The sequence below is a fragment of the Rhizobiaceae bacterium genome, assembly GCA_023953845.1.
Lineage (GTDB): Bacteria > Pseudomonadota > Alphaproteobacteria > Rhizobiales > Rhizobiaceae > Arvimicrobium.
Genome location: JAMLJC010000001.1, coordinates 3,957,293 through 3,982,488 on the forward strand (window position 1 = coordinate 3,957,293; position 25,196 = coordinate 3,982,488).

Consider the following 25,196-nt stretch of genomic DNA (forward strand, 5'->3'; position numbering starts at 1 on the left):
GTTGCGTTACGCCGAGCTTCAGGTCACTTCACATTTCAGCTTCCTCCGCGGAGCCTCGTCGGCCGAGGAGCTGTTCGCCCAGGCGCTTGCCTGCGGGGTCGAAGCACTGGGACTCGTCGACCGGAATTCCTTGGCGGGCATCGTGCGCGCGCATGAGGCCGCGAAGGCGACTGGGATTCGACTCGTCGTTGGTTGCCGGCTCGATCTCTCCGATGGCATGTCGATCCTGGTCTATCCGACAGATCGCGCCGCCTATTCCCGTCTCTGCCGGATGCTCTCATTGGGCAAGAAGCGTGGGGGCAAGGCCAGGTGCGTCCTCCACTGGGACGATGTGGCGGCCTACGCGGAAGGACTCGTCGCCGTTCTCGTGCCTGACGAGGCGGATGATCTTACGGCGCTGCACCTTCGCCGCCTGCGCGACGCCTTCCCGGGAAGCGCCTACCTCGCGCTGACGCTGCGCCGCCGCCCGAACGATCAGTTCCGGCTCTACAAGCTGTCGCAGATGGCGCAGGCGGTCGGCGTGCCGACGGTGGTGACGAACGACGTGCTGTTCCACGAGCCTGGCCGTCGAATGCTGCAGGATGTTGTGACCTGCATCCGGCACAACGTCACCATCGACCAGCTTGGCCACCGGCGCGAGCGGCACGCCGATCGCTATCTCAAGCCGGCCGAGGAGATGCGGCGGCTGTTCTCCCGCTATCCTGAGGCGCTCGCGCGCACGGTCGAGATCGCCGACCGCTGCCGCTTCTCCCTCGACGAGTTGAAGTATCAGTATCCGGAGGAGCGCGACGACCCGACCATCTCCCCGCAGGAGATGCTGGTGCGGCTGACTTGGGAGGGCGCCGAGCAACGTTACCCTGAGGGTGTGCCGGACAGCGTGCGCGCGACGCTGGAGCACGAACTGTGCCTGATCGAGAAACTCGAATACGCCCCATACTTCCTGACCGTGAACTCCATTGTGCGCTTCGCGCGCTCGCAGGACATCCTCTGCCAGGGCCGCGGCTCGGCGGCGAACTCCGCCGTCTGCTACGTGCTCGGCATCACCTCGATCGATCCCGGCCGCAACGACCTCCTGTTCGAGCGTTTCGTCTCCGAGGAACGGCGCGAGCCGCCCGACATCGATGTCGACTTCGAGCACGAGCGGCGCGAGATCGTCATGCAGTGGATCTTCGAGACCTACGGGCGCAGCCACGCGGCGCTCTGCTCGACCGTCATCCGCTACCGCACCAAGGGCGCGTTGCGCGATGTCGGCAAGGCACTCGGGCTGACCGAGGACCTGATCAAGGCGCTGTCCTCGCAGGTCTGGGGCTGGTCCGAGGAAGGCGTCACGGAAGCTCAGGTCAAGGACATGAACCTGAACCTCGGCGACCGCAGGCTGCGGCTCGCGCTCGACCTCGCACGGCAACTCATGGGCGCTCCACGGCATCTCTCGCAGCACCCGGGCGGATTCGTGCTGACGCATGACCGCCTCGATGATCTCGTGCCGATCGAGCCGGCCGCCATGGCCGACCGCCAGGTCATCGAGTGGGACAAGGACGACATCGACGCACTGAAGTTCATGAAGGTGGACGTGCTCGCTCTCGGCATGCTGACCTGCATGAAGAAGGGGCTCGACCTGCTCGCCGAGCACAAGGGCATCGCCTACGACCTGGCGTCCATTCCGGCCGAGGATCCGCGCACGTATTCGATGATCCGCAAGGCAGACACGCTCGGCACCTTCCAGATCGAATCCCGGGCGCAGATGTCGATGCTGCCCCGGCTGAAGCCGCGCACCTATTACGACCTCGTCGTGCAGGTGGCGATCGTCCGGCCGGGGCCAATCCAGGGCGATATGGTCCATCCCTACCTAAGACGCCGCGAAGGCCGTGAACCGGTGGTCTTCCCGAAGCCGGAATTGGAGAAGGTGCTGGGCAAGACGCTCGGTGTGCCGCTCTTCCAGGAACAGGCCATGCGCGTCGCCATCGAGTGTGCGGGCTTCACAGCGGGTGAGGCCGACATGCTGCGCAAGTCGATGGCTACCTTCAAGTTCACGGGCGGTGTCAGCCGGTTCAAGGGAAAACTGATCGAGGGCATGGTCGAGCGCGGCTACGATCGCGACTTCGCAGAGAGGACCTTTTCGCAGCTGGAAGGATTCGGCAGTTACGGCTTTCCTGAGAGCCACGCCGCCTCCTTCGCGCTGATCGCCTATGCGTCGGCCTGGCTCAAATGCTGGCATCCAGACGTCTTCTGCGCTGCCCTCCTCAACTCCCAGCCCATGGGCTTCTACGCCCCAGCCCAGATCGTCCGCGATGCGATCGAGCACGGCGCCGTGGTCCGCCCGGTTTGCGTGAACGCCTCCCACTGGGACTGCACCCTCGAGGAGATGGACGATGGCCGCTTCGCCGTCCGGCTCGGCATGCGCATGGTTAAGGGACTCGCCAACGGCCATGCCGCCCGCATCGCTGCCGTCCGCGGCGACGAGTCCTTCGCCTCCATCGACGACATGTGGCGGCGCGCTGGTGTCCCGTCCCACGTCCTGGAGCGGCTCGCGGAGGCGGACGCCTTCCGGCACTCTTTCGGCATGTCGCGGCGCGAGGCGCTATGGGCCATCAAGGGATTGCGGGACGAGCCTCTGCCACTGTTCGCCGCCGCGTCCGCGCGCGAGCAGGAGACCGTTCCGGAACAGGTAGAGCCTGCTACGATGCTACGCCGGATGACCGATGGCAGCGAGGTCGTCTCCGACTACGGCCACACCGGGCTGTCTCTGCGCCAGCACCCCGTATCCTTCCTGAGGGCAGACCTTGGACGGCGCCGCGTCGTGACCTGCGCCGAGGCGATGCGTGCGCGGGATGGCCGCTGGCTGGAGGCTGCAGGACTCGTGCTTGTCCGACAGCGGCCGGGCAGCGCCAAGGGTGTCATGTTTATCACAATCGAGGACGAGACTGGGATTGCGAACCTCGTGGTGTGGCCGAAGATATTCGAGAAGTTCCGCCGGGTGGTCCTAGGATCGACGATGTTCGCGGTTCGGGGCCGTATTCAGCGCGAGGGCGAGGTCGTGCATCTGGTCGCCCACGACCTGACGGACATGTCGGAGACGCTGGCGGGGATTGGAAGGCGTGACGCACAGTTCCCCCTCCCGCACGGCCGCGGCGACGAATTCCATCACGGGAGTCCTACGCCCGATCCTCGCGGGGCCGCCAAGCCGAGGGATATCTACATTCCTGACCTACACATCGATCAGCTTCGGGTTCAGGCGAAGAACTTCCGCTAGTCCGAGGACGGCGCTTGCTTGCCAACGCCCGGTGCGCGGCTAGTCTCGCGGGCCATGTGAGCTGGTCCCGCGGCCCGCATCGCCGGAGGCATGAGGTGTATGAGTTGGCCGCCTAGCCCTTCCGTTCAGGGGCCGAAAGCTGACGGTCCGGTCTAGGGATTCAACTCGGGAAAGCAGGCATTTAGTTCCACTGGCAGAGCCATATCCGCCTGATGGTCACCTCTCGTCCGGCAAGATCTCGTACACCACGCCCTCCGGGTCGAAGGTGATGTGAGCCTTGGCTCCGAAGGCGGACGCGACGTGACGCTGGATGAGGCGGGAACCGAAACCAGATTTCAGTGGGGGTGTGACCACGGGTCCACCCCTCTCCCGCCATGTCAATTGAAGGCCATGGTTTTCAGCGCCTGCCATGAGATCGCGACCTGTCCTTGTCCGTTCGAGAGAGAGCCGTACTTGATCGCGTTGGTCACCAGTTCGTTGAGCGCCAGCGACAGGGCCAAGGCCTTTTCCTCCGGCAGCTTGAGATTGGGACCTTCGGCGATGACCCGGCCTTCCTCGATGGCATGCGGCGCGAGCGCCGTGGATACGATGCTGTGGATGTCGGCTTCGGTCGTGACACCAGCGCGGAGGACGTTCTGGACGTCGGCGAGAGCCTGAAGGCGTCGGATCAGCGTCCTTTCGATATCCTGGCGGTCTTCTGACGCTCGCACTGTCTGGGAAGCGATCGAACTGACGAGAGTGAGGATGTTCCGTATGCGGTGGGAAAGCTCCGCATTGAGAACGTCTGACCGTCGCTGGGCAAGGACGGTCTCGGTCGTCTCGACAACCGTGTCCATGAAGCCTTGGATGTGACCATCGGCATCGACGACAGGGCTGTATCTCACGCGATGTCGAACGTCCGTGGCGATTTGGCCTGAAGGGCTCGCCGTTTCTGAGCCGGCGATTTTCCTGAGCTCCGATTTCATTTCGGCATAGCACTCGGTCGGGACATATGTTCCGACACAGCATTCTATTTTGAGTGAGGGACGGAACAGCCCCTCTTGTCCTTCGTTTAAGGCAAGTGTTCACGCGCACGTGAACATCCGCCCCCATGCTACAAAATCACGAAGGACATGAAAATGGCCAAGGAAAAGACGTTGGAAGATCTCTTCCATGACACGCTGAAGGACATCTACTACGCCGAGCGAAAAATCCTGAAAGCGCTGCCCAAGATGAAGCGCGCCGCTCAATCCGACGAGCTGAAGGCCGCATTCGAGAAGCACAAGGACGAGACCGAAGGTCACGTTGAGCGGCTTCAGCAAGTATTCGAAATTATCGGCAAGCGCGCACAGGGCAAGACCTGTGACGCCATCGAGGGCATCATCGCAGAAGGCGAGGAGATCATGGACGAGTTCAAGGACACGGCGGCTCTCGATGCCGGCCTGATCTCGGCCGCCCAGGCCGTGGAGCATTACGAGATCACCCGCTACGGCACCCTGAAGCGCTGGGCGACCGAACTCGGCATGGCCGACGCGGCCAAGCTGCTCGACGCCACGCTCCAGGAAGAGGCAAAGACCGACAGCGACCTGACGAAACTCGCCGACTCTTCGGCCAACGACAGGGCAAAGGCACGTAAAGCCGCCTGAAGCACGAACGACCCGGGAGATCACCTCCCGGGTCGTTTTGCTTGAGGCCTCGGAGGCATCCCATGCATCTGCTGGCACTTCACAGGATCGCCCGTTCCGGCGACGGACTTACACCCGAACTCCAGCGGCTTCTCTCTGCGCGTGAGGCTCAGTCCGCCGACACCCGCATCGTGCCGCTGCGCCGATTCAATCCTTACATTCCGGACATCGCCGGGGGATTTCCGCAGCAGAAGTTATCCGAAGACGACCCGCGCAACAGCGAGCGGCAACGACACCCACGGTTCAGGCGTCCGCCTGGCTGACATTTGTTGGACGATGTTCGTCCGAGTGACCCACGAGGAAACCCCCATGGCCCGCACCCCAGCCAAGACATCCATCGGCAAGGCAGCCAGCATCCATGACCAGAAACTCGTCCGCGGCAATGGCGGCGAACTGCACCAGATTGCCGAGGGCGATGCGGAGGTGATGACCACCGCTCAGGGCGGTCCCGTCGCCGACGACCAGAACACGCTGAAGATCGGCGAGCGCGGCCCGACGCTGATCGAGGATTTTCATTTCCGCGAAAAGATCTTCCACTTCGACCACGAGCGCATTCCGGAGCGCGTGGTGCATGCGCGCGGCTACGGCGCGCACGGCTATTTCGAGACCTATGAATCACTCGCCAAATACACCCGCGCCGACATCTTCCAGCGCGCCGGCGAGAAGACGCCCGCCTTCGTGCGTTTCTCGACCGTCGCTGGCGCCAAGGGCTCCTTCGATCTCGCGCGCGACGTGCGCGGCTTCGCGGTCAAGCTCTACACGCAGGAGGGCAACTGGGACATCGTCGGCAACAACATCCCGGTCTTCTTCATCCAGGACGCGATCAAGTTTCCCGACCTCGTGCACGCTGTGAAGGAGGAGCCGGATCGCGCCTTCCCGCAGGCCCAGTCGGCGCACGACAACTTCTGGGACTTCATTTCGCTGACGCCTGAGTCCATGCACATGATCATGTGGGTCATGTCGGACCGGGCCATCCCGCGCTCCTTCCGATTCATGGAAGGGTTCGGCGTCCACACATTCCGCTTCCTGAACGCCAAGGACGAGTCGACCTTCGTCAAGTTCATTTGGAAGCCGAAACTCGGCCTGCAGTCGGTCGTATGGAACGAGGCGGTCAAGATCAACGGCGCCGATCCGGACTTCCATCGCCGCGACCTGTGGGATTCGATCCAGGCCGGCGACTTCCCGGAATGGGAGCTGTGCGTGCAACTGTTCGACCAGGAGTTCGCCGACTCCTTCGACTTCGACATCCTCGACCCGACCAAGATTATCCCGGAGGAGATCATCGAGCCGATGCCCGTCGGCCGGCTGGTGCTCGACCGGATGCCGGACAATTTCTTCGCCGAGACCGAGCAGGTCGCGTTCATGACGCAGAACGTGCCGCCCGGCGTCGACTTCTCCAACGACCCCCTGCTGCAGGGCCGCAACTTCTCCTATCTCGACACGCAGCTGAAGCGGCTGGGCGGGCCTAACTTCACCCACATCCCGATCAACGCGCCGAAATGCCCAATGCAACACTTCCAGCAGGACGGGCACATGGCGATGCGCAACCCGGTCGGCCGGGCGAACTATCAGCCGAATTCGTGGGGCATGGGACCGCGCGAGAATCCGCAGAAAGGCTTCCGCTCTTTCGCGGATGCGGAGGAAGGACAGAAAGTGCGCCTGCGCGCCGAGAGCTTCGCCGATCATTACAGTCAGGCGCGGCAGTTCTTCGTCAGCCAGACAGTGACCGAGCAGAAGCACATCGCCATGGCTCTGACCTTCGAGCTGTCGAAGGTTGAGACGCCCGTCATCCGCGAGCGTGTGGTCTCGCATCTCCTCAACATCGACGAGGGCCTGGGCGAGACGGTCGCCGAAAAGCTGGGTATGAAGAAGCTGCCAAAAAAGGCCGATGCCGCTGTCGAGCCACGTGACGACCTCCCCGCCTCCGACGCGCTGTCTATCGTCAAGAACGGACCCGAGAGCTTCGAGGGCCGCAAGGTCGGCGTGCTGGTCTCGGATGGCTGTGATGGATCCCTGGTGAAAAAGCTGGATGCCGCGCTGAAGAAAGAGGGGGCGATGATGGAGATCGTCGCACCGAAGGTCGCCGGGGTGGAAGCCGCCGACGGCACCATCATCGAAGGAAAGCAGATGATCGACGGCGGCCCCTCGGTGCTCTACGACGCCGTCGCGCTCATCGTCAGTCCGGAAGGAGCAGAACAGCTGGTCAAGGAAGCAGCAGCACGCGACTTCGTCGCCGATGCCTTTGCCCACTGCAAGTTCATCGCCCATGTCGAGGCCGCGCAGCCACTGCTCGACAAGGCCGGCGTCGAGCCGGACGAAGGGGTCATGCCGCTGACTTCGGCAGACGATATCACTGCCTTCATCGAGAGCTGCCGGAAGCTCCGCCTCTGGGCTCGCGAACAGAAGGTGAAGCTGTAGGGGCCATGTCGAGCCAGGAACTGGCCCACGGGCCGCTAGGGGCAAAATGCCTGCATGTCTGCGTCGACATGCAGGCCGTCTTCCTGCCGGGGTCACCATGGGCCAATCCCTGGATGGAGCGGATGCTTCCAGCGATCGAGGAATTGGCTGGCCGGCATGCAGACCGAACGGTGTTCACCCGCTTCATTCCCGCGCGCGATGCCGGCAGCGCGCCGGGCATGTGGAAGCGCTACTGGCGCAAGTGGGAATCCTTGACCCTGGAGCACATCGACCCGGCCACACTTCGGCTCGTGCCGTCCCTTGCGCGTCTCGCGCCTCCGGCACGCATCGTCGACAAACGCGTGTATTCGCCGTGGACCGAAGGACATTTCGAGCAGCTTCTCGGGAGTGGTGAGGTCGACACGCTGGTGGTCACCGGCGGAGAGACCGACGTCTGCGTCCTGGCGACGGTGCTCGGCGCGATCGACCGAGGTTTCCGGACCGTCGTTGCCGCCGATGCGATCTGCGGCTCCGCGGACGAAACGCACGATGCGGCGATGAAGCTCTACACGTCGCGCTTCAGCCAGCAAGTCGAGATCGCGACGACCGAGGAAATCTTGGCGAACTGGCGATGACCGATCTCTATCTCGTCTATGTGCGCGACCCCGTTCCCGAACAGTCACCCCTGTTCGGCGGGGTGGAACTTGAGCCCGGGTTGTATTTAGTCCGAAGCGAGCTGACTCGCTCCCGGCTGTACCACGCCATCAAGCGCGAGCTATCGCCTGCCATACTGCTGGTCGCGCCCCTGGGCGGGATGCCAAAGTTCAAGGGCATGAGAAAATACCCTACGAAGGATTCCGCGGGCCCGTTGACCCGCTGACAGGTCCGGAGCGCGGCTGTCCGGGCTATCGATCCAAAATTGTCCTCACTTTCGCCGCCAGTTCCTCGATCGTATAGGGCTTGGACAGGAGTTCGGTACTGTGGTCGAGCGTGCCGTTGTGAACGACGGCGTTGCGCGTGCAGCCTGTCGTGTACAGAATCTTCAGGTTCGGCTTCAGCACCTTCGCCTTCTTGACCGGTTCCCTCCCTGACATGTCCGGCATGACCACGTCGGTGAACAGGAGATCGGGCGTAGGCCCAGTCCGGATCGCGGCCGGATCATCCGTTCCTACAGGCTCACGCCCAGAACCCGCAGGTCGGTTCTCCACCCCGGCGGGGCCGCTCGATAGGATTCGTCGCTCGTCAACTCAGCCTATCAGAGACCGCCGACGGACAGCTCCTTCCGCACGCTGGAGTCGTCATCCAGAAACTCGGACTCGGCCCGGGCTCCAACCGCATCGAAGTATCGGCTCAGGAAGTTCCGGAATGAAGCGGCCAAGGCGATGTCGGCGATATTGAGGTCGGTCAGTCCGACGGAGCGGAGGGAATCGATCATGTCCTGGTCGATCCGGGAGGCGTCGACCGTGATCTGCTCGGCATAGGCCAGCATGGCCACTTGCTGTTCGGTTAGCCCGGCGTTGCGATAGTCGCGATGCACGGCCAGCGCCTGTTCCCTTCCGATCATGCCGGACAGCGCTTTGAAGTAGACGTGGGAGCAATAGCTGGAAGGCACATGTTTGGCCGCCACCAAGGTGATCAGGCGGAAATTGACCAGCCCCAGAGAAAACCCGTCTCTGATCTGGTGCAATAGGTGCTCCACCGGCGCCAGCATGTCAGGCCTGGCTGTCCAACACCGGGTAGCCTCCATCACGCGTCCCATCGAAGCCATCTCGTCGTCATAGATGGACGCGATTTCGCCTTCGGCTTCCGACGGTTCTATCGTTCGAACAAACATTTCCACCTCCTCGGTTGCTTGGTCCTTTCTGCATTCTTGCTCGGAAGAGGGACCGTAGGAAGTGCAACGAGCCATAGCGAGATCGATTGCCACGGCACCCGATGAGAGTTCGCGTGTCGGGACGATGTGCCGAAAGCTGTCGATTGCGATAGGAACGCCCAGGATCAGAATCAGGGCTGCCCACGGGCCGGCCTGAGCCCAACCTGGCGGAAGCTTCCTAGCGGTGACTAGCCGCGTCGGTTTTTGAAAGACTCTTCAGGCATCCGACCTTAACGTGTCGCCGATCGAGGTTCTGAGCGCCGTCCCGCAACGTGACCAGTAAACAACAGCTAGCGCGTCAGGCGCGCATCTCAACGCCCTCTGCAACTGTCGGGTTGGCGGCTCTGATTCTAGCCGTGTTGGCGGGCCTAGCCGCGCTGTTGATCTGGCAGAACTACGGGAACGCTATGCGGGCTGCCGAGGCACGAGCGATGTCATCGGCTCAGGTGGTTTCGGCGCATATCGAATGGATGATGGAGGCGAGTGACCAAGCACTCCAGCGGATAGATGCCGCCCTCGGTGACACGCCGGTCAGCAGCGCGGATGAGGCAATCGCTGACATCCGCAAGGCGGTCGGAAATCTGCCCGAAGGTTTCCAGTATTCGGTCTACGACGAGACCGGCCGCCTCCGGTACTCCAGTGTGCCTGAAGCCGTGGGAATCCAAGTCTCCGACCGGGAATATTTCCGGAAGCTGCGCGACGGGCAGCAGGTCGTCATCTCACCGCAGCTGAAGGAGCGCCTGAGCGGGGAACAGGTTTTCGTCGTCGCTCGCAGGATCAATCGAGGCGGCACGTTCCACGGCGCCGCCAGCATTGCTATCCCGACGCGAGCTATGGACGAGTTCTGGCTCTTGCTGGAACTGGGACCTCGCTCGACCGTCTCCGTCATCCGCTCAGACGGTTGGCTGGTCGCTCGCCATCCCCAACTGCCCGAAACTATCGATCTCGGCGACACGCCACTCTTTACCCAGTACCTGCCAGCCAGCCCGAGCGGTTTCTACCACAACACCGCCTCCATAGCTGATGGCCTGTCGCGGATCGTGGGTTATCGCAAGGTCGAACTTTGGCCGCTAGTAGCCTTGGTGGGTATCGAGCGCGGCGAAGCACTGGGCTTCTTCTGGCGCAGCCTGCGGGACGGTATGCTGATCGGCGTCCCCCTGATGGGGCTGCTCATTGGCGGAATGTTCTGGATCCTGCGCCTGCTTCGGGCGGACGTAGGAAAACGCGTCGCGCTGGAACACGCGCTGGAACGAAACAACTTCCTGATGCGCGAGATCCATCATCGCGTAAAGAACAACCTCCAGGCCGTCTCATCCCTTGTTCGCCTGCAGCCGCTCCCCCATGAGCGCAAGGAGGACATGGTCCGCCGGATTGCGGCGATGGTTGCCGTACACGAGCAGATCTATGGTGCCGACCAGTTCGAACAAGTCGACGTAGCTCCGTATCTGGAACGGTTGGTCAGGGAGGTCGCGGAAGGGTTTCGCGGCCACGTCATGATCGAGACGCAAATAGAGCCTTTGTCGATCGGGCCTGACCACGCGATGCCGCTGGGCCTGCTCGTCAACGAGGTAGTGACCAACGCCTTCAAGCATGCGTTCGCCGATAGGACGAGTGGACGTCTCGGCGTGAGATTGTCCGTCGAGGACAGGAGAGCGCGGCTTGTGATCGAAGATGATGGCCCCGGGTATTCAACTGCTGAGAGGAGAGGAATGGGAAGCCGGCTGATCGACGGGTTCGTCGCACAGCTGGACGGAACGCTGGACATCGATACACGCGACGGGACCAAGTTCGTGGTGACGTTCCCGGTCTGCTGACCCAGTGCACGGCAAGTCAGCACTTGCCTCTGTCCGCTACGGACAACATCCGCGTGGTCACGGATGTGCTAGCAATTTGGGAGACGTCGACATGTAAACCGACACTGCTCCTTCCTCGCTCGCGCGTTCTGGGAACACTACGTTGCCAATGAGATAGCGACGGGGCACCCGGCGCCGCGCCTCTACACACGATCATGATCGGCGGTGACACGCCGTCGGCGGATATTGGTGCCCAGTTGATCCTGTCGGGTCTGAAGAAAACGACCTCCGGCTTGCCTTCGGACTTCGATGGCCCCGGCCAGCGTCCTCCGCGCCCGGGTGATCTGAGCCTTGTCCTAGATGGTCGCGGCGATCCTGTCTGCATCGTCCGGACGGCGTCGGTGAAGACACAGCCTTTCCGGGACGTGGATGAGGCGTTTGCCTTGGACTACGGCGAGTGGGATGGCACTCTCGCGACCTGGCGTGACCGTATGCTGGCGTACTACTCCGATCAGTTGGTGGAGGATCCGCTCGACACGCTGCTGGTGTGCGAACGCTTCACCCGCGTTGGCCGCGGCCAGCCTGAGAGCATTAAGACATCGCTGCCGTGGCGCCTTGGCTCGGTTGTCCGATATTCTCCATCCCGGTTGCGAAAGGTAGCGAACCGGATTTGCTTCGAACATGCCGAAGTAACGGGCAGGCGCTCGGTTGCCCATAGGCATTGTCGGCTTTCAGGAAATCGCACAGGGCCGTTCGAACTGCCGGATTGGGGGCGCTATCCAGACGATCGTAGCAGGCCTTGAGACAGCCCCGCCTACAGCCTGATCTGAACGACCAACCTGCGGTTAAATGCGCCGTTCTCGTTCGAGTATCCCCTAGGATTAGCAGTGATCCTACTTGGCCCTAGGACATAGTCGCAGCTGTCGTGCGTATGGCCGTGGATCCACAGCGCCGGTGCGCCGTGCTCGATGATGTCGGATAGGTCCGACGCGTACGCGGCGTTGGTCGGGTCCCCGTTGAAGCGCTCCGGAACCGACCGCGGATGCGGCAGGTGATGCGTCACCACGACCGTCTGTGAGGCACTCGATGCCAGTTCCCCGGCGAGAAATGCCCTCGAGTCCTGGTGTAGTCTATAGGAGTGGAAGGGCAGGAACCGTTGCCAAGGTTTCTTCTGCCAGGCAATCTGCCGATAGTCATTCATCCTCCGGCGGGCGTGGTCCATGGCAGTTTCCGGGGCGCCGTCGATCCGGAAGTCGGTCCATAAGGTCGCCCCAAGGAATCGCACGCCGCCGAGGGTGACGGCGTCGTTCTCCAGGAAGTGGACGCCCGCTGTCTCCCTAGCAGCGGCGCGGCCAGCCTCGATTCCTTCCTTGATCGACCCTTTGTAGAACTCGTGGTTTCCAGCCACGTAGATGCAGGGCATGGCGGGCGCTATGTTCTCGGCCAACCAGCGCACCCCATTGTCGATACCCCGGCAAAGGTCCCCGGCCATTACGCAGACATCCGCGTCCGGCGGCTCGAGCGGCTCGGTCAGCTCGGCCACTTCGAGGTGCAGGTCAGAGAGAACCCAGATCTTCACGGCTTGATCAGCTTTCTGGCTTCCCCCAGCACCGTTTCCAGTCGGGGTCCTTTCAAGGTGCCGTGCCGGAGCAACTCGCCGTAGACGTAGTCGATGGCAGCGGCCTGCTTCCTGACGAGTCCCAGTGCCTCCTCGTACGCGCCCTCCAGCCGCTTGTTCACATCGGCTGCGAGTTCAGCGTTCGTGGCGAGGTGATGTGCCCAATCCTTGCAGCGGCGGAAGAGCAGTGGCATCTTCTGGCCAACACCCATCGACGTTTCCATGTCGTAGGCAAGCTTGGTGGCGACCTCGATGTCGCTTCCGACCGACTCGCCATTGTTGTTGGCGCCGACGCTCTTCAGGAACACCTCTTCGCCCGCCCGACCAGTGAGCATCAGGCAGAGGTGGGCCGAGAGTACCTCGCTCGTGTTCTCGGGATACACGTCGGTGCGGGCGTTGACGTACCCGCCATGCGGCGCCTCGATGGTGATCTCGGTGACAGTGTCCAAAGCGAGGCAGAGACGGGTCACCGCGTGGCTTGCTTCATGGATCGCAAGCCGTTTGATCAGGGACTCGCTGCGTTCCGGCCTGTGGCCCTGGTGTTTCGGACGGGCGGTCATGCGGTTTCCTTTCCTTGGTGTGACTGCGGACAGAAGGAATCGAGCAGCCGAGGCGCGAGCACTGCGGCTGTCCCTTCGACCATCATTGCAGGGGCCTCTCGCGCTCTCTCGCCTCGACAAGCTGCTCGACGATGCGTTCTAGCTTCCGGACGGAGCCTCCGCCCCAGGCCGAGGCCGCTGCGTTGAGTTCGAATCCTTCCAGCGCGGTCACCCAGCGCGAATCTTGGCCCCGTTCGACGTAGAGACGCTGCATGATGCGAATGGCGAGGTGCGGCAGATGCTCCGTTCCAGGTTCGGGGAAGCGAAGGACCCGGCAACGATCCCGCAGGATCGGGGAAATTGTTGACACGTCGTTGGCCGTCATCAGCCAGGTCAGGTGCGACAGGTCGCAGCTCGCCTGAATGTAGGGATCATGCCACCGGCTCGCCGTCTCCTGCTCGAGCAGCCCCAGCAACACGTCATGTGGGTTGCCGTTGTTGCGTCCCGTCCCGACCTTCTCGATCTCATCGAGGATAATGACCGGGCCGGCGCACTCGTGTCGCCGCACGACAAGCATGGGAAGGCTGGGTTCTCCGGTTGACCAACGCCGAGCCGCACCGCCGAGCGCGCTGTCGCTCATGCCCCCGCAGGGGATCAGCTCGCAGGGTGCGCCGAGCTCTTCTGCGAGCCTTCGTGCAAAGCGGGACTTCCCGCAGCCGGGCGGCCCAAGGAAGATCGTTGGGCGCACGCGCAGATGGCTGCGCCCAGCAAGGCCCGCCAGAAGCTGGTCGACGAGAGATGTGGCGTAGGGGAATTCTGCGGCAAGGATTGCCCGGACACCAGCGAGATCCGGGAGCGCCGGGACAGGCAGCGGCCGACCGGCGATCTTCTCGAACTCCTTGGCAACGTCGCGACCATGGGAGGCCGATGCATTGCCGACTTCCCGCAGCACGATGATCGTGCCATCGGACGCCACGTCGCCGGGCCGCGACGGTTGCTCACGCTCAGTGCCTGAGGGCGCTTGTTTCGAAGCAGGCGGCTTCTTTTCCTCTTCCGGCTTCGCTCGCCGGATCGCGTTCTTGAAGAGATATGCGTAGGTCTGGAGGTCGTACTGGAACTCCAGTCCCTTCGAATAGCTGCGGTATCGGCCATTTCGTTGCTGCTCCGCCATGTCATGTGCGAATGCCGACCAGGCCAATGCGCGCCACAGCATCTGTGGCTTGTAGCCAGTGTCCGCATCCTTCATCGCCAGCACGGCCATCTCGCCGGCAATGGCGGCCGCCGCATCGACTGATCCGAAACCCGCCTGGTACATGAGGCACCGAAGCTGCGCAGCCCTGACAGGGATCCCGGACTTGTCCTTGATGCGATCCAGGGACGCCGCAAAGGCTTGAACGCCGTCGAGGCTCTGCTCGACCGTGAGTTCCTCCAGGCAGGCGACGACAGGCTGAAGGTCGTGTCGCTGTCGCTTCCGCAGCCGTCGAGCGAGCCGATCGCCATACTCGCGCATGTCCTCCCGAAAATCGTCGCGGAAGAAGGGCATACCGCGCAGGAGTTCTTCCTCGGTCGGCAACCGCGCTCCACACCGGACCGCGACCTCGCGACGCTTGAAGGCCTGATAGGCGCGCGTCGTATCGTCCATGGCCGCGCCCGTCACGAATGAGTGTGTCCGGCCGGACGACCCAGTCGGTACCACCGCGACAGCGTGCGGGCCCACGAGTTGTCGGCCGACATGAGCCACAGGTCCGAGGTGGCGATCGGCCTTCCGGTTCCGAAGAGACGCGGATGCCCGGAAGACAGCCCGACGAGACAGGGAATCGGCCGTTGCGCCATAACCCACCCGTCGAGAAACGGAGGTTCCCCATCTGTGAGGTCCTCAGGGGAGGCACCGCCACGAAGAGCGGACATGTCCGCCATCAGCGCGGACAGCCGCCGAAACTCTAACTCGAAGCATTCGCCCTGTTCTCGTTCGTCGGGGTAGAACTTCACCATCGGTGTACCCTCCGCCTTGCGGTGCCATCCGCCGGCGCGAATCCTTGATTCGCGTCCTCAACTGCCGCAGGCATAAGGCGTCGCTGCTGAGGGCGTCCAGACGCCCACGGCGATATTTCTGCCGGTAGTCGCCGATTCTTGGGCTGATTGCAGGACTGGAGTCGATGAGCGGCGCTGGTTAGAAGGGAACCATGAAGGCTCCCTACCAGTTGCTGCGCGCCGCCCGTGTCGCGCTGGACATAACCCACGACGATCTGGCCCGAGAGGCAGGGGTCAGTGAACGCACGCTCGTCCGGATCGAGAAGCCTCAGAGCGTGTCAGAGGAATCAATCGCGCGGGTGCAGGCAGCCCTTGAAGCACGGGGGGTGCAGTTCATCCCGCCAAACGATGAGTGTGGCCCAGGGCTTCGCATTCCTGCCGCGTCTGTCGGGCCCCCAGCTGTTCGTCGCCATGAGCCCGGACGAAAGCACCGATCCTGACCTCCGGTCCGGTGCGGCGATCGCCGCATCACCACCCGAGTACTAGTTTTCGAAAATCCCTGGTGGGAGGCGCGACAACGGTCCACCTCTCAAAGCCGCCTTCGGCGGCCAGGCGTCTGCATCAGCGTGTTCACGCACCGATCAGCGAGGTGCCACGCAGTCGCAGTCGGGGGCGGCTACGGCGCTATTGAGGGCGCGCCGCCCCCGACAGCTTCCATCTCAACTCCGTCCAGAAGTATGCCAATCGCTCACTTGGCATATCACGAGCAGCCACTTGTGCTTCCGCAGGTGTCGCACTTCTCGCAGGTGCCGTTTCGCACCATCGTGAAGTTGTGGCACTCGGAGCATTCGTTCCCAGTATAGCCCTGCATCAGCGACTGCTGGCGGCGGGCGGCGGCGAGCGCCTTCGCAGCCGACGCGTCGGCCTGCGCCTTGTCGGTGAACAGGGCCGTGGTCGCGGACGGCGCGTCGAACAGGTCCGGCGGGCTGTCCTCCTCCACCTCCTCGGCGAACTCCGCGGCGCGTTCCTCGTAGTCGCGACGGAAGGCAGTCGCTTCCTCCCGCTGCTCGGTTGAAACCGTCTTCAGCGCCGTCACCGTCGCGCCGGACGAGATGGCGCGCACGTTGGAGGTTGACGCCGCGGTCGGAGCCGAGCGGAGGGGGGAGGTGGTAGTCCCGGAGGGACTCGAAGCCCCGGCGCTGCCCGCAAAGCCCTTCGGCTCTGCCGAAGCGGCGACCAGCGTCGGCTTGTGGCCGCGCGTCCAGCCGGTCGAGACGAGGTTGGTCTTGCCTTCCTGGATGCCCTTGCCGAGCGACGTGTTGGAGAAGTCGGACGTGTCGACATGGGCAAGGTCGTGGCGGGAAAGATAGGAGACCGCCAGCTCGCGAAAGACATAGTCGAGGATCGAGGTGGCGTTCTTGATCGCATCATTGCCGATGACGACGCCCGCCGGCTCGAACTTGGTGAAGGTGAACGCCTCGACATATTCTTCCAGCGGCACGCCATATTGCAGGCCGAGCGAGATCGCGATGGCGAAATTGTTCATCATCGCGCGGAAGGCAGCACCTTCCTTGTGCATGTCGATGAAGATCTCGCCGAGGCGGCCGTCGCCGAATTCGCCGGTGCGCAAATAGACCTTGTGCCCGCCGATGACGGCCTTCTGCGTGTAGCCCTGGCGACGGTTCGGCAGCTTCTCGCGGTCGCGAACGACCTTTTCCACGATGCGTTCGACGATCCGCTCCGTCACCTGCGCGGCGCGCGCGGCGGCCGGCTGCGCGACCAGCGCCTCGACCGCATCGTCCTCTTCCTCGTCGTCATCGGCGAGCAGCGAGGCGTTGAGCGGCTGCGACAGTTTTGAGCCGTCACGGTAAAGCGCGTTTGCCTTCAATGCCAGCTTCCACGACAGCATGTAAGCATTCTTGGCGTCCTCGACCGTCGCGTCGTTCGGCATGTTGATGGTTTTCGAGATGGCGCCCGAGATGAAGGGCTGCGCCGCCGCCATCATGCGGATGTGGCTGTCCACCGAGAGGAAGCGCTTGCCGATCTTGCCGCAAGGATTGGCGCAGTCGAACACCGGCAGGTGCTCGGCCTTGAGGAAGGGCGCGCCTTCGAGCGTCATGGCGCCGCAGACATGGATGTTGGCGGCCTCGATCTCCTTCTTCGTGAAGCCCAGCGCGGCCAGCATGTCGAAGGAGAAATCGTTGAGCTGCTCGTCGGTGAAGCCGAGCGCGGTCTTGGCGAAATCCTCGCCGACCGTCCACTTGTTGAACACGAACTTTATGTCGAAGGCCGACTTCAGCGCCGCGTTGACCGCCGCGATCTTCTCGTCGGTAAAACCCTTGGTCCTGAGCGAGGATGGGTTGATGCCGGGCGCCTGGTTGAGATTGCCGTGGCCGACCGCATAGGCGTCGATCTCGGCGATCTGGCTTTCGGAATAGCCGAGCGTGCGCAGCGCCTCCGGCACGGCGGCGTTGATAATCTTGAAATAGCCGCCGCCGGCCAGCTTCTTGAACTTCACCAGCGCGAAATCGGGCTCGATGCCGGTCGTGTCGCAATCCATGACGAGGCCGATCGTGCCGGTCGGCGCGATCACGGTCGCCTGCGCGTTGCGGTAGCCGTGTTCCTCGCCAAGTTCGATGGCGCGGTCCCAGGCGGCCTTGGCGTGCTCGCCGAGGGCTGCCTGCTTCAGGTCGGCATGGACGAGCGGCACCGGATTGACGGCGAGCTTTTCGTAGCCATCCTTGTCGCCATAGGCGGCGCGGCGATGGTTGCGCATGACGCGCAGCATGTTGACGCTGTTGCGGTCATAGTCCGGGAAGGCGCCGAGCTCCTTCGCCATCTCGGCCGAGGTGGCATAGGAAACGCCGGTCATGATGGCCGTCAGCGCCGCGCAGATGGCGCGGCCTTCGTCGGAATCGTAGGGGATGCCGGAGGTCATCAGCAGGCCGCCGATATTGGCGTAGCCGAGGCCGAGCGTGCGGTACTCGTAGGAAAGCTTGGCGATCTCCTTAGACGGGAACTGCGCCATCATCACCGAGATTTCGAGCACGACGGTCCACAGGCGCACGGTATGCTCATAGGCCTCGATGTCGATCGTGCCGTCGGCGTTGCGATAGGGCAGGAGGTTGATCGAGGCGAGGTTGCAGGCCGTGTCGTCGAGGAACATGTATTCCGAGCACGGGTTCGACGCGCGGATGGCGCCCGCCGCCGCGCAGGTGTGCCAGTCGTTCATCGTGGTGTTGAAGTGCAGGCCCGGATCGGCCGAGGCCCAGGCGGCGTAGCCGATCTTCTCCCACAGGTCGCGGGCCTTGAGGGTCTTGATGACCTTGCCGTCCTTGCGGGCGGTCAGCTTCCAGTCGCCGTCATTCTCCACCGCGCGCAGGAAATCGTCCTTCAGCGAGACCGAATTGTTCGAGTTCTGGCCGGAAACGGTGAGATAGGCGTCCGAATCCCAGTCGGTGTCGTAGGTCTTGAAGTCGAGCTTCGTGTAGCCCTGCTTCGCGAACTGGATGATGCGGTAGACGTAGTTCTCCGGGACGGCGTTCTTCTTCGCCTCGCGGATGGCGCGCTTCAGCGCCGGGTTGACGGCCGGGTCGAAGCAGTCGTCGTCATGGCCCTCGCAATTGACGCAGGCCTTGAGGATCGCCTCCAGATGCTTCTTGACGATCTTGGAGCCTGTGACGAGCGACGCGACCTTCTGCTCCTCCGTCACCTTCCAGTCGATGAACGCCTCGATATCCGGGTGATCGGCGTCGACGATCACCATCTTGGCGGCGCGGCGCGTGGTGCCGCCCGACTTGATCGCGCCGGCCGCGCGGTCGCCGATCTTCAGGAACGACATCAGGCCGGACGACTTGCCGCCGCCTGACAGCTTTTCGCCTTCGCCGCGCAAATAGGAGAAGTTCGAGCCGGTGCCGGAGCCGTATTTGAACAGGCGCGCCTCGCGCACCCACAGGTCCATAATGCCGCCCTCGTTGACGAGGTCGTCGCCCACGGACTGGATGAAGCAGGCATGCGGCTGCGGATGCTCGTAGGCTGACTTCGACTTGGTCAGCTTGCCGGTGAAGGGGTCGACATAATAGTGGCCCTGACCGGGACCGTCGATGCCGTAGGCCCAGTGCAGCCCGGTGTTGAACCATTGCGGCGAGTTCGGCGCGACCCGCTGGGTGGCGAGCATGTAGGCGAGCTCGTCGCGGAAGGCGCGGGCGTCCTCCTCAGTGTCGAAATACTTGCCCTTCCAGCCCCAATAGGTCCAGGTGCCGGCGAGACGGTCGAAGACCTGACGGGCGTCGGTCTCCGAAACGTAGCGCTCGTTCTCGGGCAGCCTGGCAAGCTCGGCCTCGTCGGGAACGGAGCGCCAGAGGAAGGAGGGGACGTCGTTTTCCTCGACGCGCTTCAGGCGCGCGGGCACGCCGGCCTTGCGGAAATACTTTTGGGCGAGCACGTCGGTCGCCACCTGGGAGAACTGGACGGGCACGTCGATGTCGGCGGCGCGGAAGACGATCGAGCCGTCGGGATTCTTGATCTCCGAGGTCGCCTTGCGGAACTCGATCTCCGCATAGCGTGATTGTCCTTCTTTGGTGAATCGCCGCTCGATCCGCATCTCAGTCGTCCCTTTTCCGTCTATATATAGCGCCTCTGCCGGGAACTTTCCGCTCCCTTTCCGCAAGGCGCACCCCACCACTTCCGAAGGGCGCCCACCCTCCGGTTCTCATCTTCGCTCCAGCCCGCCGATATTCGCCTTGCGCTTCCGTCCAAGCGCTGATGCCTGCGATATCCCCGGCCTTGCGGCTCTTCAGATTGTTGCGGCGCGACTCGATCTTCATCGGGAAGAATGCCACACCATCTAGTGTTAACTCTATACGCGAACGCTAAATATAGTGTTAACAGACGCTTTATGCCAGTCCAAAACCGTCCTTCGCCACCATTTTTTCCACACGCAAAACCCACTTGCAGCTCCGATCTCCCGGAAGCTGTGCAGGCTCGCAGATACACGCGAAATCTTGGAAAAACGGCCGACAACGGAGTGCCCGGCCACGCCCGCTACAGGAGCGCATGACCTATAAGAGTCGACTCGCCGGACGTCGTCAAGCACTCGGTCATGTAACTTTTGTGACCGCTATATATTGTGTGCCGGCTATGTGGATATTGGGGAGAGCGCGACGCATTTGCCTGTCGAGGCTCGACTTTCCGTACACCGCGGAAGGACGGGCTACGGCGCGGAATTGATGGACAGAACTGCCGTTTTATGGCCATCAACCGCGTCGTGCTGTCAGGCGGTCACGGTCGCGTCATGGCGGCTCAGGCCGCGTTTCGCGCGGCGGTTTCGAAAAAGGCTGCGATGAGGGCCCGCAGATCGGGCTGCTGCACGGCTTCCATTGCTTCGGACGGCCCCATCCACTTGCGCGATCGCTGGCCCGATTCCTTCCACTTGTCCGCGACGCGAACGACGCGCAGCGGAAAAACGCTGACCTCGCAGGCGATCGCGCTGGCTGCCATGCGCTTGTGGTAGAAATACCGGCCAAACTCCTGCACGGCGACGATGCCCTTGAGTCCCGCTTCCTCATATGCCTCGCGGGAGGCGGCGTCGTGCAGGCGTTCATTCCGGCCCGGCCAGCCCTTCGGCAAAAGCCAATGCCCGCGTCCTCGACTGGTCACGAGCATGATTTCTATGCCGGACGGCGTGCGTCGCCAAGGCAGGGCGGCGGCCTGGAGCTGCCGGCTCGTCCGCACAATTCCGTCGCTATCCGAAGTGCGCCGACCGCTGACCGGACGATCCGTCGATGCCAAGCTCCAAGTCCTCATGCCCCGAGTCCCGCCTTAGCCGATGCGCAAGACGGTATTTTCCGCAATCAAGGTAAACGATCCGGAAACATCCGAGGCCGCCCAGACCGAATCGAAGGAGTGAATCCCACGCCGGAAAGTCTCGCGATTCGTCGTGACGCGATGCAGATGACAGGGATGGATAACAGGCGTGTGTCAGAGGATTTGACGGGAGACGGGGAAGGCCGGCAGACGTCCTGTCGGGGCCTGCGGTTTTAGCCGGCCTGCCGGCCCCCGCTGCCTCCGGCAGCTCCCCGGCATTCGAAGCCTTTGATCGTGCCACTGGCACAATCAATAGCTGTGCGAACCGGTTTTTGCCCTCCGCTATGGCTCCGGGCGTTCGTCGCTTCAATTGACAAATCTTTGTCGATCGATCGGCCTGCGGCCGGCCGCTTCTCACCCCCTATGATCATCGGCGATGGGCTTCTGGTAGGTGAAACCCATGTCCCATGGGAAATAGATCCAGGTGTCCTGCGAGACCTCCGTAACGAAAGTGTCGACGAGCGGCCGGCCCTTGGGCTTGGCGTAGACAGTAGCAAAGTGAGCTTTCGGCATCATGGCCCGCACGATGGCCGCCGTTTTGCCGGTATCGGTCAGGTCGTCAACGATCAGCACGCCTTCGCCGTCGTTTTCGAGAAGGGGGGCGGAGACTTCCTTCAGGACCGCGAGCTGACCCTGCTCGGTATATTCGTGGTAGGATGCGACGCAGACCGTCTCGATCATCCGGATGCCGAGTTCCCGCGAGATGATCGCCGCCGGCACGAGGCCGCCGCGCGTTATGCAGACGATCGCCTTCCACTCGTTCTTGGCGCTTTGCGAGCCGGCAAGCCGCCATGCGAGCGCCCGGGCGTCGCGGTGGAACTGGTCCCAGGAAACGGGAAACGCCTTTTCGGGAAGGGACATCGACTGCACTCCTGGGCCATGGCCGAAAACGTGGAATGCAGTCGCAATTACCGGGAAAAGGCAGCCGCTGGCAAGGGCGTGCCGTGCCCGCGCGGCTTGGTTTTCAACGCTTTCTAGCGCGACATGAAAGTAGTCACCGACATCGACTTGAGCACGCTGCGGGTCACGCCGCCGAACAGGAACTCGCGCAGCCGCGAGTGGCTGTAGGCGCCGAGCACCACGAGGTCCGCCGCCGTTTCCGCGATCCGGTCCTCAATGATGTCGTCGATGCCGCGTCCTCCCGACACCATGCGATTGACGGTGACGTTGGCGCCATGCCGGCGCAGCGTCGCGGCGATGCCTTCGCCGGCCTTGTCGGCTGGGCGTGCGGGATTGTCCTCCGGGTCGACCGCCAACACCTCGCTGTGCTCGGCAGCGAGAATGAAGGGCAGGGCGTCGAACACGGCGCGGGAGGCTTCGCGGCTGGCGTTCCAGGCGATCAGCACGCGCCTGAACACCGCTGTCGTCGCTCCGGTGTAGGGCGCTATGATGACGGGGCGGCCGCTGTCGAAGATCATCGTCTCCACATCGGCCGTCGGAGCATCGGCCTCCGGCGACGGTTGAGCGACGACGACGAGATCGACGGAGCGCGCGCTGCTCAGGCCCGAAACGCCGCTGTCGCCGGAAAAGCTCTCGAGGCTGCGCCAGTCATGCGAGATGCCTGCCGCCTGCACGCGCTCCTTGAAGAAGGCTTCCAGCTTGGCGGCGCGGGCGGTGTTCACCTCGCTCGTCGCCTGCATGAATTCGGCTTCCGGAAAGCCGACGGGGCTCGAATAGGCGATCGGTATCGCCTCCGTGTGAAGGCCGATCAGATGGCCGCCCACCCCGGCGGCGAGCGGCACGGCGAAATCGAGCACGCGACCGGCATCCTCGTCGTTCTGGATGATGGCCAGAAAAGTGTTGTAGGTCATGACGGCCTCCCTCAATAGCGCTGGCTTATGACCTTGCCATAACAGCCGGATACGGTCACCAGTTCCCGGCGCCTCATGCCGCTATTTCTGCGCGGACAGAGTTGCGACCATGGCCTCCACCTCGGCGCGGGCCGCCTCCAGCGCCTCTGCGCTGCGGGCCCGGACAACAAGTTCCGTCCAGAACTTTCCGTCGCCGAACTTGGGATAGGAGCCGATGATCGTGTCCGGATGGCGCTTCTGGATTTCCGCCAGCGGGCCGCCGATCACGCCCTCGCCGAGCGGGCAGGGGATGGTGGCGGAGAGCAGCTTCGTGCCGGTGCGGAGCGTCGGCAACACATTGTCCATCATCGCCTGGAACACGGCTGGCACGCCCGCCATCACATGGACGTTGCCGATCCGGAAACCCGGCGCCACCGATACTGGATTGTCGATATGCTCCGCGCCGACCGGCATGCGCGCCATGCGCTTGCGCGCCTCGGTGAACTCCAGGCCGCGGCCGGCATAGCTGTCGCCGAGGAGCTTCATCGCTTTCGCGTCGTAGTCGCAGGGCACGCCAAACGCCTTGGCGACGGAGTCCGCGGTGATATCGTCGTGCGTAGGCCCGATGCCGCCGGTGGTGAAGACATAGGTGTAGCGGGAGCGCAGCGCGTTGACGGCGGCGACGATCTCGTCCTCCTCGTCGGGAACGATGCGCACCTCCTTGAGATCGATGCCGACAGCCGTCATCAAACCGGCGAGATGCCCGATATTCCTGTCGAGCGTGCGCCCCGAGAGGATTTCGTCGCCAATGACGATCATGGCTGCTGTGACGATGTCCGGCATGGCCCGCTCCGATGAACCCTCGTCAGATACCGAGACGACGTCCGGCCGGCAAGTGTCGCCATACAGTGAACGAACTGTCGGCGGGCGGATCGCTTTTCATGCACGGCATATGCGCTAGATCGAAGGCCGGGGCTCGCGTTCCGTGCAAGCCTCATTGCCGACGAAGGAGATACTGATGGCAAAGGTGCTGGTGCTCTATTATTCGAGCTGGGGCCACATGGAACAGATGGCCAACGCGGCGGCCGAGGGCGCACGCGAGGCAGGCGCGACGGTGACCGTCAAGCGCGTGCCCGAACTGGTCCCCGAGGAGGTGGCGAAAGCCGCTCACTACAAGCTCGACCAGAAGGCTGAAATCGCCACGCCGCTGGAGCTCGAGAACTACGACGCGATCATCTTCGGCGCTTCGACGCGCTACGGCATGATGGCCGCTCAGCTGAAGAATTTCATCGACCAGACCGGTCCGCTGTGGGCGAAGGGCGCCCTGCTGAACAAGGTCGGCTCGGTCATGGCGTCGACCGCGACGCAGCATGGCGGCGCCGAGGTGGCGCTGATTTCCAGCCAGATCTGGATGCAGCATCACGGCATGATCATCGTGCCGCTGTCCTATGCCTATCAGGGCCAGTCCGGCAATGACGTCGTGCGCGGCGGCGCACCGTACGGCATGACGACGACGTCCGATACCGACGGTTCGCGCCAGCCCTCGGCGCAGGAGCTTGAAGGCGCGAAATTCCAGGGCAGGCGCGTGGCCGAGATCGCGGCGAAGCTGCATGGCTGAGCAGTCAGGGTCAGGACCTGTTGATTTGACTGGAATGGTCGGAGCGGATTTGCGCGGATGCGCGAAGCAAGGCCGCAGGAAGGCTGAAGCCTTTCAAGGCCTTGCGACAAGCAAGCCCGTGCAAATCAGCCCGATCCGAAGGACGATCGACATGGCGTCGATCTGCCGCGTCAAAACCTTCGACCGGGGGAACAACCCCGCTCCTCAGGCTTTTCCTTGCATCTCTCGCCATCTCGAACGCCATTCCAGCCAAATGAGCAGGTCCTGACCCTGCGCGTTTGCCGGAAGTTTCAAAGGGCGGCGTCGCGCCGCCCTTTTCGATTCCGTGGGCGTTCACGGGGTTGTGCAATCGTTTCTGGACTGCAGGTGGTATCATTGCAGCGACGGTCTTCGTTCTGGGAGGCTTTCCATGCAGTCAAGCTGGTTCACAAAGCCGGTCTCGATCGCCACCGGCATCTCCGGAGACATCCGGTACATCATGAGCGCTCAGGAGGCCGTGTCCGCGTTGACCGGCAACTGGCCCGAAAAAAGGTCCTTGCGCTATCGGGCGGCATGGCGCGCCTGCAAGACGGCTGTCACGGGCGAGACACCCGCGGAAGATGCGCGGGCAGCCTTCGTCGACGCAGCGGAGCAGGCCCGTATTCTGGCCGAGTAGCCCGGCCCGAAGGCTCGCAGGCGATGCGATGCCGAATAGCCAAGTTATTGATTTATTGGTCGGAGTGGCAGGATTCGAACCTGCGACCCCCTGATCCCAAATTTGAGGGAAGACATTGCCGGCTGTTTCCGGGCGTTTTCCACAGTGTCTGTAGCGCATTGAA

22 protein-coding genes and 1 pseudogene are annotated in these 25,196 nt (G+C 63.1%); 11 read left to right on the forward strand and 12 right to left on the reverse strand.

Features of this window, described 5'->3' with window-relative positions; translation table 11 throughout:
* Position 1: 1 nt before the first annotated feature.
* Positions 2-3,250, forward strand: coding sequence for an error-prone DNA polymerase (locus M9955_19525; protein ID MCO5083834.1), 3,249 nt, complete (start codon positions 2-4; stop codon positions 3,248-3,250).
* A 377-nt stretch (positions 3,251-3,627) separates the two neighbouring features.
* Here M9955_19525 and M9955_19530 read toward each other — a convergent pair whose 3' ends face one another.
* A complete protein-coding gene (locus tag M9955_19530; protein MCO5083835.1) occupies positions 3,628-4,134 on the reverse strand; it encodes a sensor histidine kinase in 507 nt (168 codons plus the stop codon).
* 234 nt (positions 4,135-4,368) lie between these two features.
* On the opposite strand from M9955_19530, the gene M9955_19535 reads away from it, so the two are divergent.
* From M9955_19535 to M9955_19555, 5 genes are all read left to right on the forward strand, one after another.
* Positions 4,369-4,875 carry a ferritin-like domain-containing protein gene (locus M9955_19535; GenBank protein ID MCO5083836.1) on the forward strand — a complete coding sequence of 169 codons (507 nt, stop codon included), beginning with the start codon at positions 4,369-4,371 and terminating at the stop codon, positions 4,873-4,875.
* 62 nt (positions 4,876-4,937) lie between these two features.
* Complete coding sequence (locus M9955_19540) at positions 4,938-5,177, forward strand: hypothetical protein (GenBank protein ID MCO5083837.1); 240 nt, start codon at positions 4,938-4,940, stop codon at positions 5,175-5,177.
* Positions 5,178-5,223: 46 nt separating this feature from the next.
* Positions 5,224-7,332 carry a catalase gene (locus M9955_19545; protein MCO5083838.1) on the forward strand — a complete coding sequence of 703 codons (2,109 nt, stop codon included), beginning with the start codon at positions 5,224-5,226 and terminating at the stop codon, positions 7,330-7,332.
* Between the two features lie 5 nt (positions 7,333-7,337).
* Positions 7,338-7,946: a cysteine hydrolase gene (locus tag M9955_19550; protein ID MCO5083839.1), complete on the forward strand. Its 609-nt coding sequence runs from the start codon at positions 7,338-7,340 to the stop codon at positions 7,944-7,946.
* Positions 7,943-8,191, forward strand: a complete 249-nt coding sequence (locus M9955_19555; protein ID MCO5083840.1) for a hypothetical protein — start codon at positions 7,943-7,945, stop codon at positions 8,189-8,191. The genes M9955_19550 and M9955_19555 overlap by 4 nt, the downstream gene beginning before the upstream one ends.
* A gap of 25 nt (positions 8,192-8,216) precedes the next feature.
* On the opposite strand, the pseudogene M9955_19560 reads toward M9955_19555, so the two are convergent.
* Together M9955_19560 and M9955_19565 are read right to left on the reverse strand one after the other, a co-directional pair.
* Positions 8,217-8,441, reverse strand: a pseudogene (locus M9955_19560) (response regulator).
* Positions 8,442-8,566: 125 nt separating this feature from the next.
* Positions 8,567-9,145, reverse strand: coding sequence for an alkylhydroperoxidase (locus M9955_19565; GenBank protein MCO5083841.1), 579 nt, complete (start codon positions 9,143-9,145; stop codon positions 8,567-8,569).
* Between the two features lie 374 nt (positions 9,146-9,519).
* Here M9955_19565 and M9955_19570 point away from each other — a divergent pair, with 374 nt between their 5' ends.
* Both M9955_19570 and M9955_19575 read left to right on the forward strand, forming a co-directional pair.
* Positions 9,520-10,998 (forward strand): ATP-binding protein, encoded by a 1,479-nt coding sequence (locus tag M9955_19570; GenBank protein ID MCO5083842.1) that lies wholly within the window; start codon positions 9,520-9,522, stop codon positions 10,996-10,998.
* A gap of 194 nt (positions 10,999-11,192) precedes the next feature.
* Positions 11,193-11,780 carry an ASCH domain-containing protein gene (locus tag M9955_19575; protein MCO5083843.1) on the forward strand — a complete coding sequence of 196 codons (588 nt, stop codon included), beginning with the start codon at positions 11,193-11,195 and terminating at the stop codon, positions 11,778-11,780.
* 11 nt (positions 11,781-11,791) lie between these two features.
* Here the strand turns inward: M9955_19575 and M9955_19580 are convergent, their stop codons facing one another.
* The 4 genes from M9955_19580 to M9955_19595 form a co-directional block, all read right to left on the reverse strand.
* On the reverse strand, positions 11,792-12,556 hold the full coding sequence (locus M9955_19580) for a metallophosphoesterase (GenBank protein MCO5083844.1): 765 nt from the start codon (positions 12,554-12,556) through the stop codon (positions 11,792-11,794).
* Positions 12,553-13,155 carry a hypothetical protein gene (locus M9955_19585; protein ID MCO5083845.1) on the reverse strand — a complete coding sequence of 201 codons (603 nt, stop codon included), beginning with the start codon at positions 13,153-13,155 and terminating at the stop codon, positions 12,553-12,555. Before M9955_19585 ends, M9955_19580 begins: the two co-directional genes overlap by 4 nt.
* An 82-nt stretch (positions 13,156-13,237) precedes the next feature.
* Entirely contained in the window at positions 13,238-14,707 is a 1,470-nt protein-coding gene (locus M9955_19590) for an AAA family ATPase (protein MCO5083846.1), read from the reverse strand.
* Between the two features lie 80 nt (positions 14,708-14,787).
* Positions 14,788-15,126, reverse strand: coding sequence for a hypothetical protein (locus tag M9955_19595; protein MCO5083847.1), 339 nt, complete (start codon positions 15,124-15,126; stop codon positions 14,788-14,790).
* A gap of 191 nt (positions 15,127-15,317) precedes the next feature.
* Here M9955_19595 and M9955_19600 point away from each other — a divergent pair, with 191 nt between their 5' ends.
* Positions 15,318-15,605: a helix-turn-helix domain-containing protein gene (locus M9955_19600; GenBank protein ID MCO5083848.1), complete on the forward strand. Its 288-nt coding sequence runs from the start codon at positions 15,318-15,320 to the stop codon at positions 15,603-15,605.
* 260 nt (positions 15,606-15,865) lie between these two features.
* Here the strand turns inward: M9955_19600 and M9955_19605 are convergent, their stop codons facing one another.
* From M9955_19605 to M9955_19625, 5 genes are all read right to left on the reverse strand, one after another.
* The gene (locus tag M9955_19605) at positions 15,866-19,708 is read right to left on the reverse strand and encodes a vitamin B12-dependent ribonucleotide reductase (protein ID MCO5083849.1); all 3,843 of its coding nucleotides are present in this window, start codon (positions 19,706-19,708) and stop codon (positions 15,866-15,868) included.
* Positions 19,709-20,406: 698 nt separating this feature from the next.
* Positions 20,407-20,769, reverse strand: coding sequence for an NUDIX hydrolase (locus tag M9955_19610; protein ID MCO5083850.1), 363 nt, complete (start codon positions 20,767-20,769; stop codon positions 20,407-20,409).
* Positions 20,770-21,324: 555 nt separating this feature from the next.
* Positions 21,325-21,831, reverse strand: a complete 507-nt coding sequence (gene gpt, locus M9955_19615; protein MCO5083851.1) for a xanthine phosphoribosyltransferase — start codon at positions 21,829-21,831, stop codon at positions 21,325-21,327.
* A 113-nt stretch (positions 21,832-21,944) separates the two neighbouring features.
* Positions 21,945-22,781, reverse strand: coding sequence for a universal stress protein (locus M9955_19620; GenBank protein ID MCO5083852.1), 837 nt, complete (start codon positions 22,779-22,781; stop codon positions 21,945-21,947).
* Positions 22,782-22,862: 81 nt separating this feature from the next.
* A complete protein-coding gene (locus tag M9955_19625; protein ID MCO5083853.1) occupies positions 22,863-23,603 on the reverse strand; it encodes a competence/damage-inducible protein A in 741 nt (246 codons plus the stop codon).
* A 175-nt stretch (positions 23,604-23,778) separates the two neighbouring features.
* On the opposite strand from M9955_19625, the gene wrbA reads away from it, so the two are divergent.
* Together wrbA and M9955_19635 are read left to right on the forward strand one after the other, a co-directional pair.
* On the forward strand, positions 23,779-24,378 hold the full coding sequence (gene wrbA / locus M9955_19630) for an NAD(P)H:quinone oxidoreductase (GenBank protein ID MCO5083854.1): 600 nt from the start codon (positions 23,779-23,781) through the stop codon (positions 24,376-24,378).
* A gap of 409 nt (positions 24,379-24,787) precedes the next feature.
* On the forward strand, positions 24,788-25,033 hold the full coding sequence (locus tag M9955_19635) for a DUF982 domain-containing protein (protein MCO5083855.1): 246 nt from the start codon (positions 24,788-24,790) through the stop codon (positions 25,031-25,033).
* The last annotated feature ends 163 nt before the right edge of the window (positions 25,034-25,196 follow it).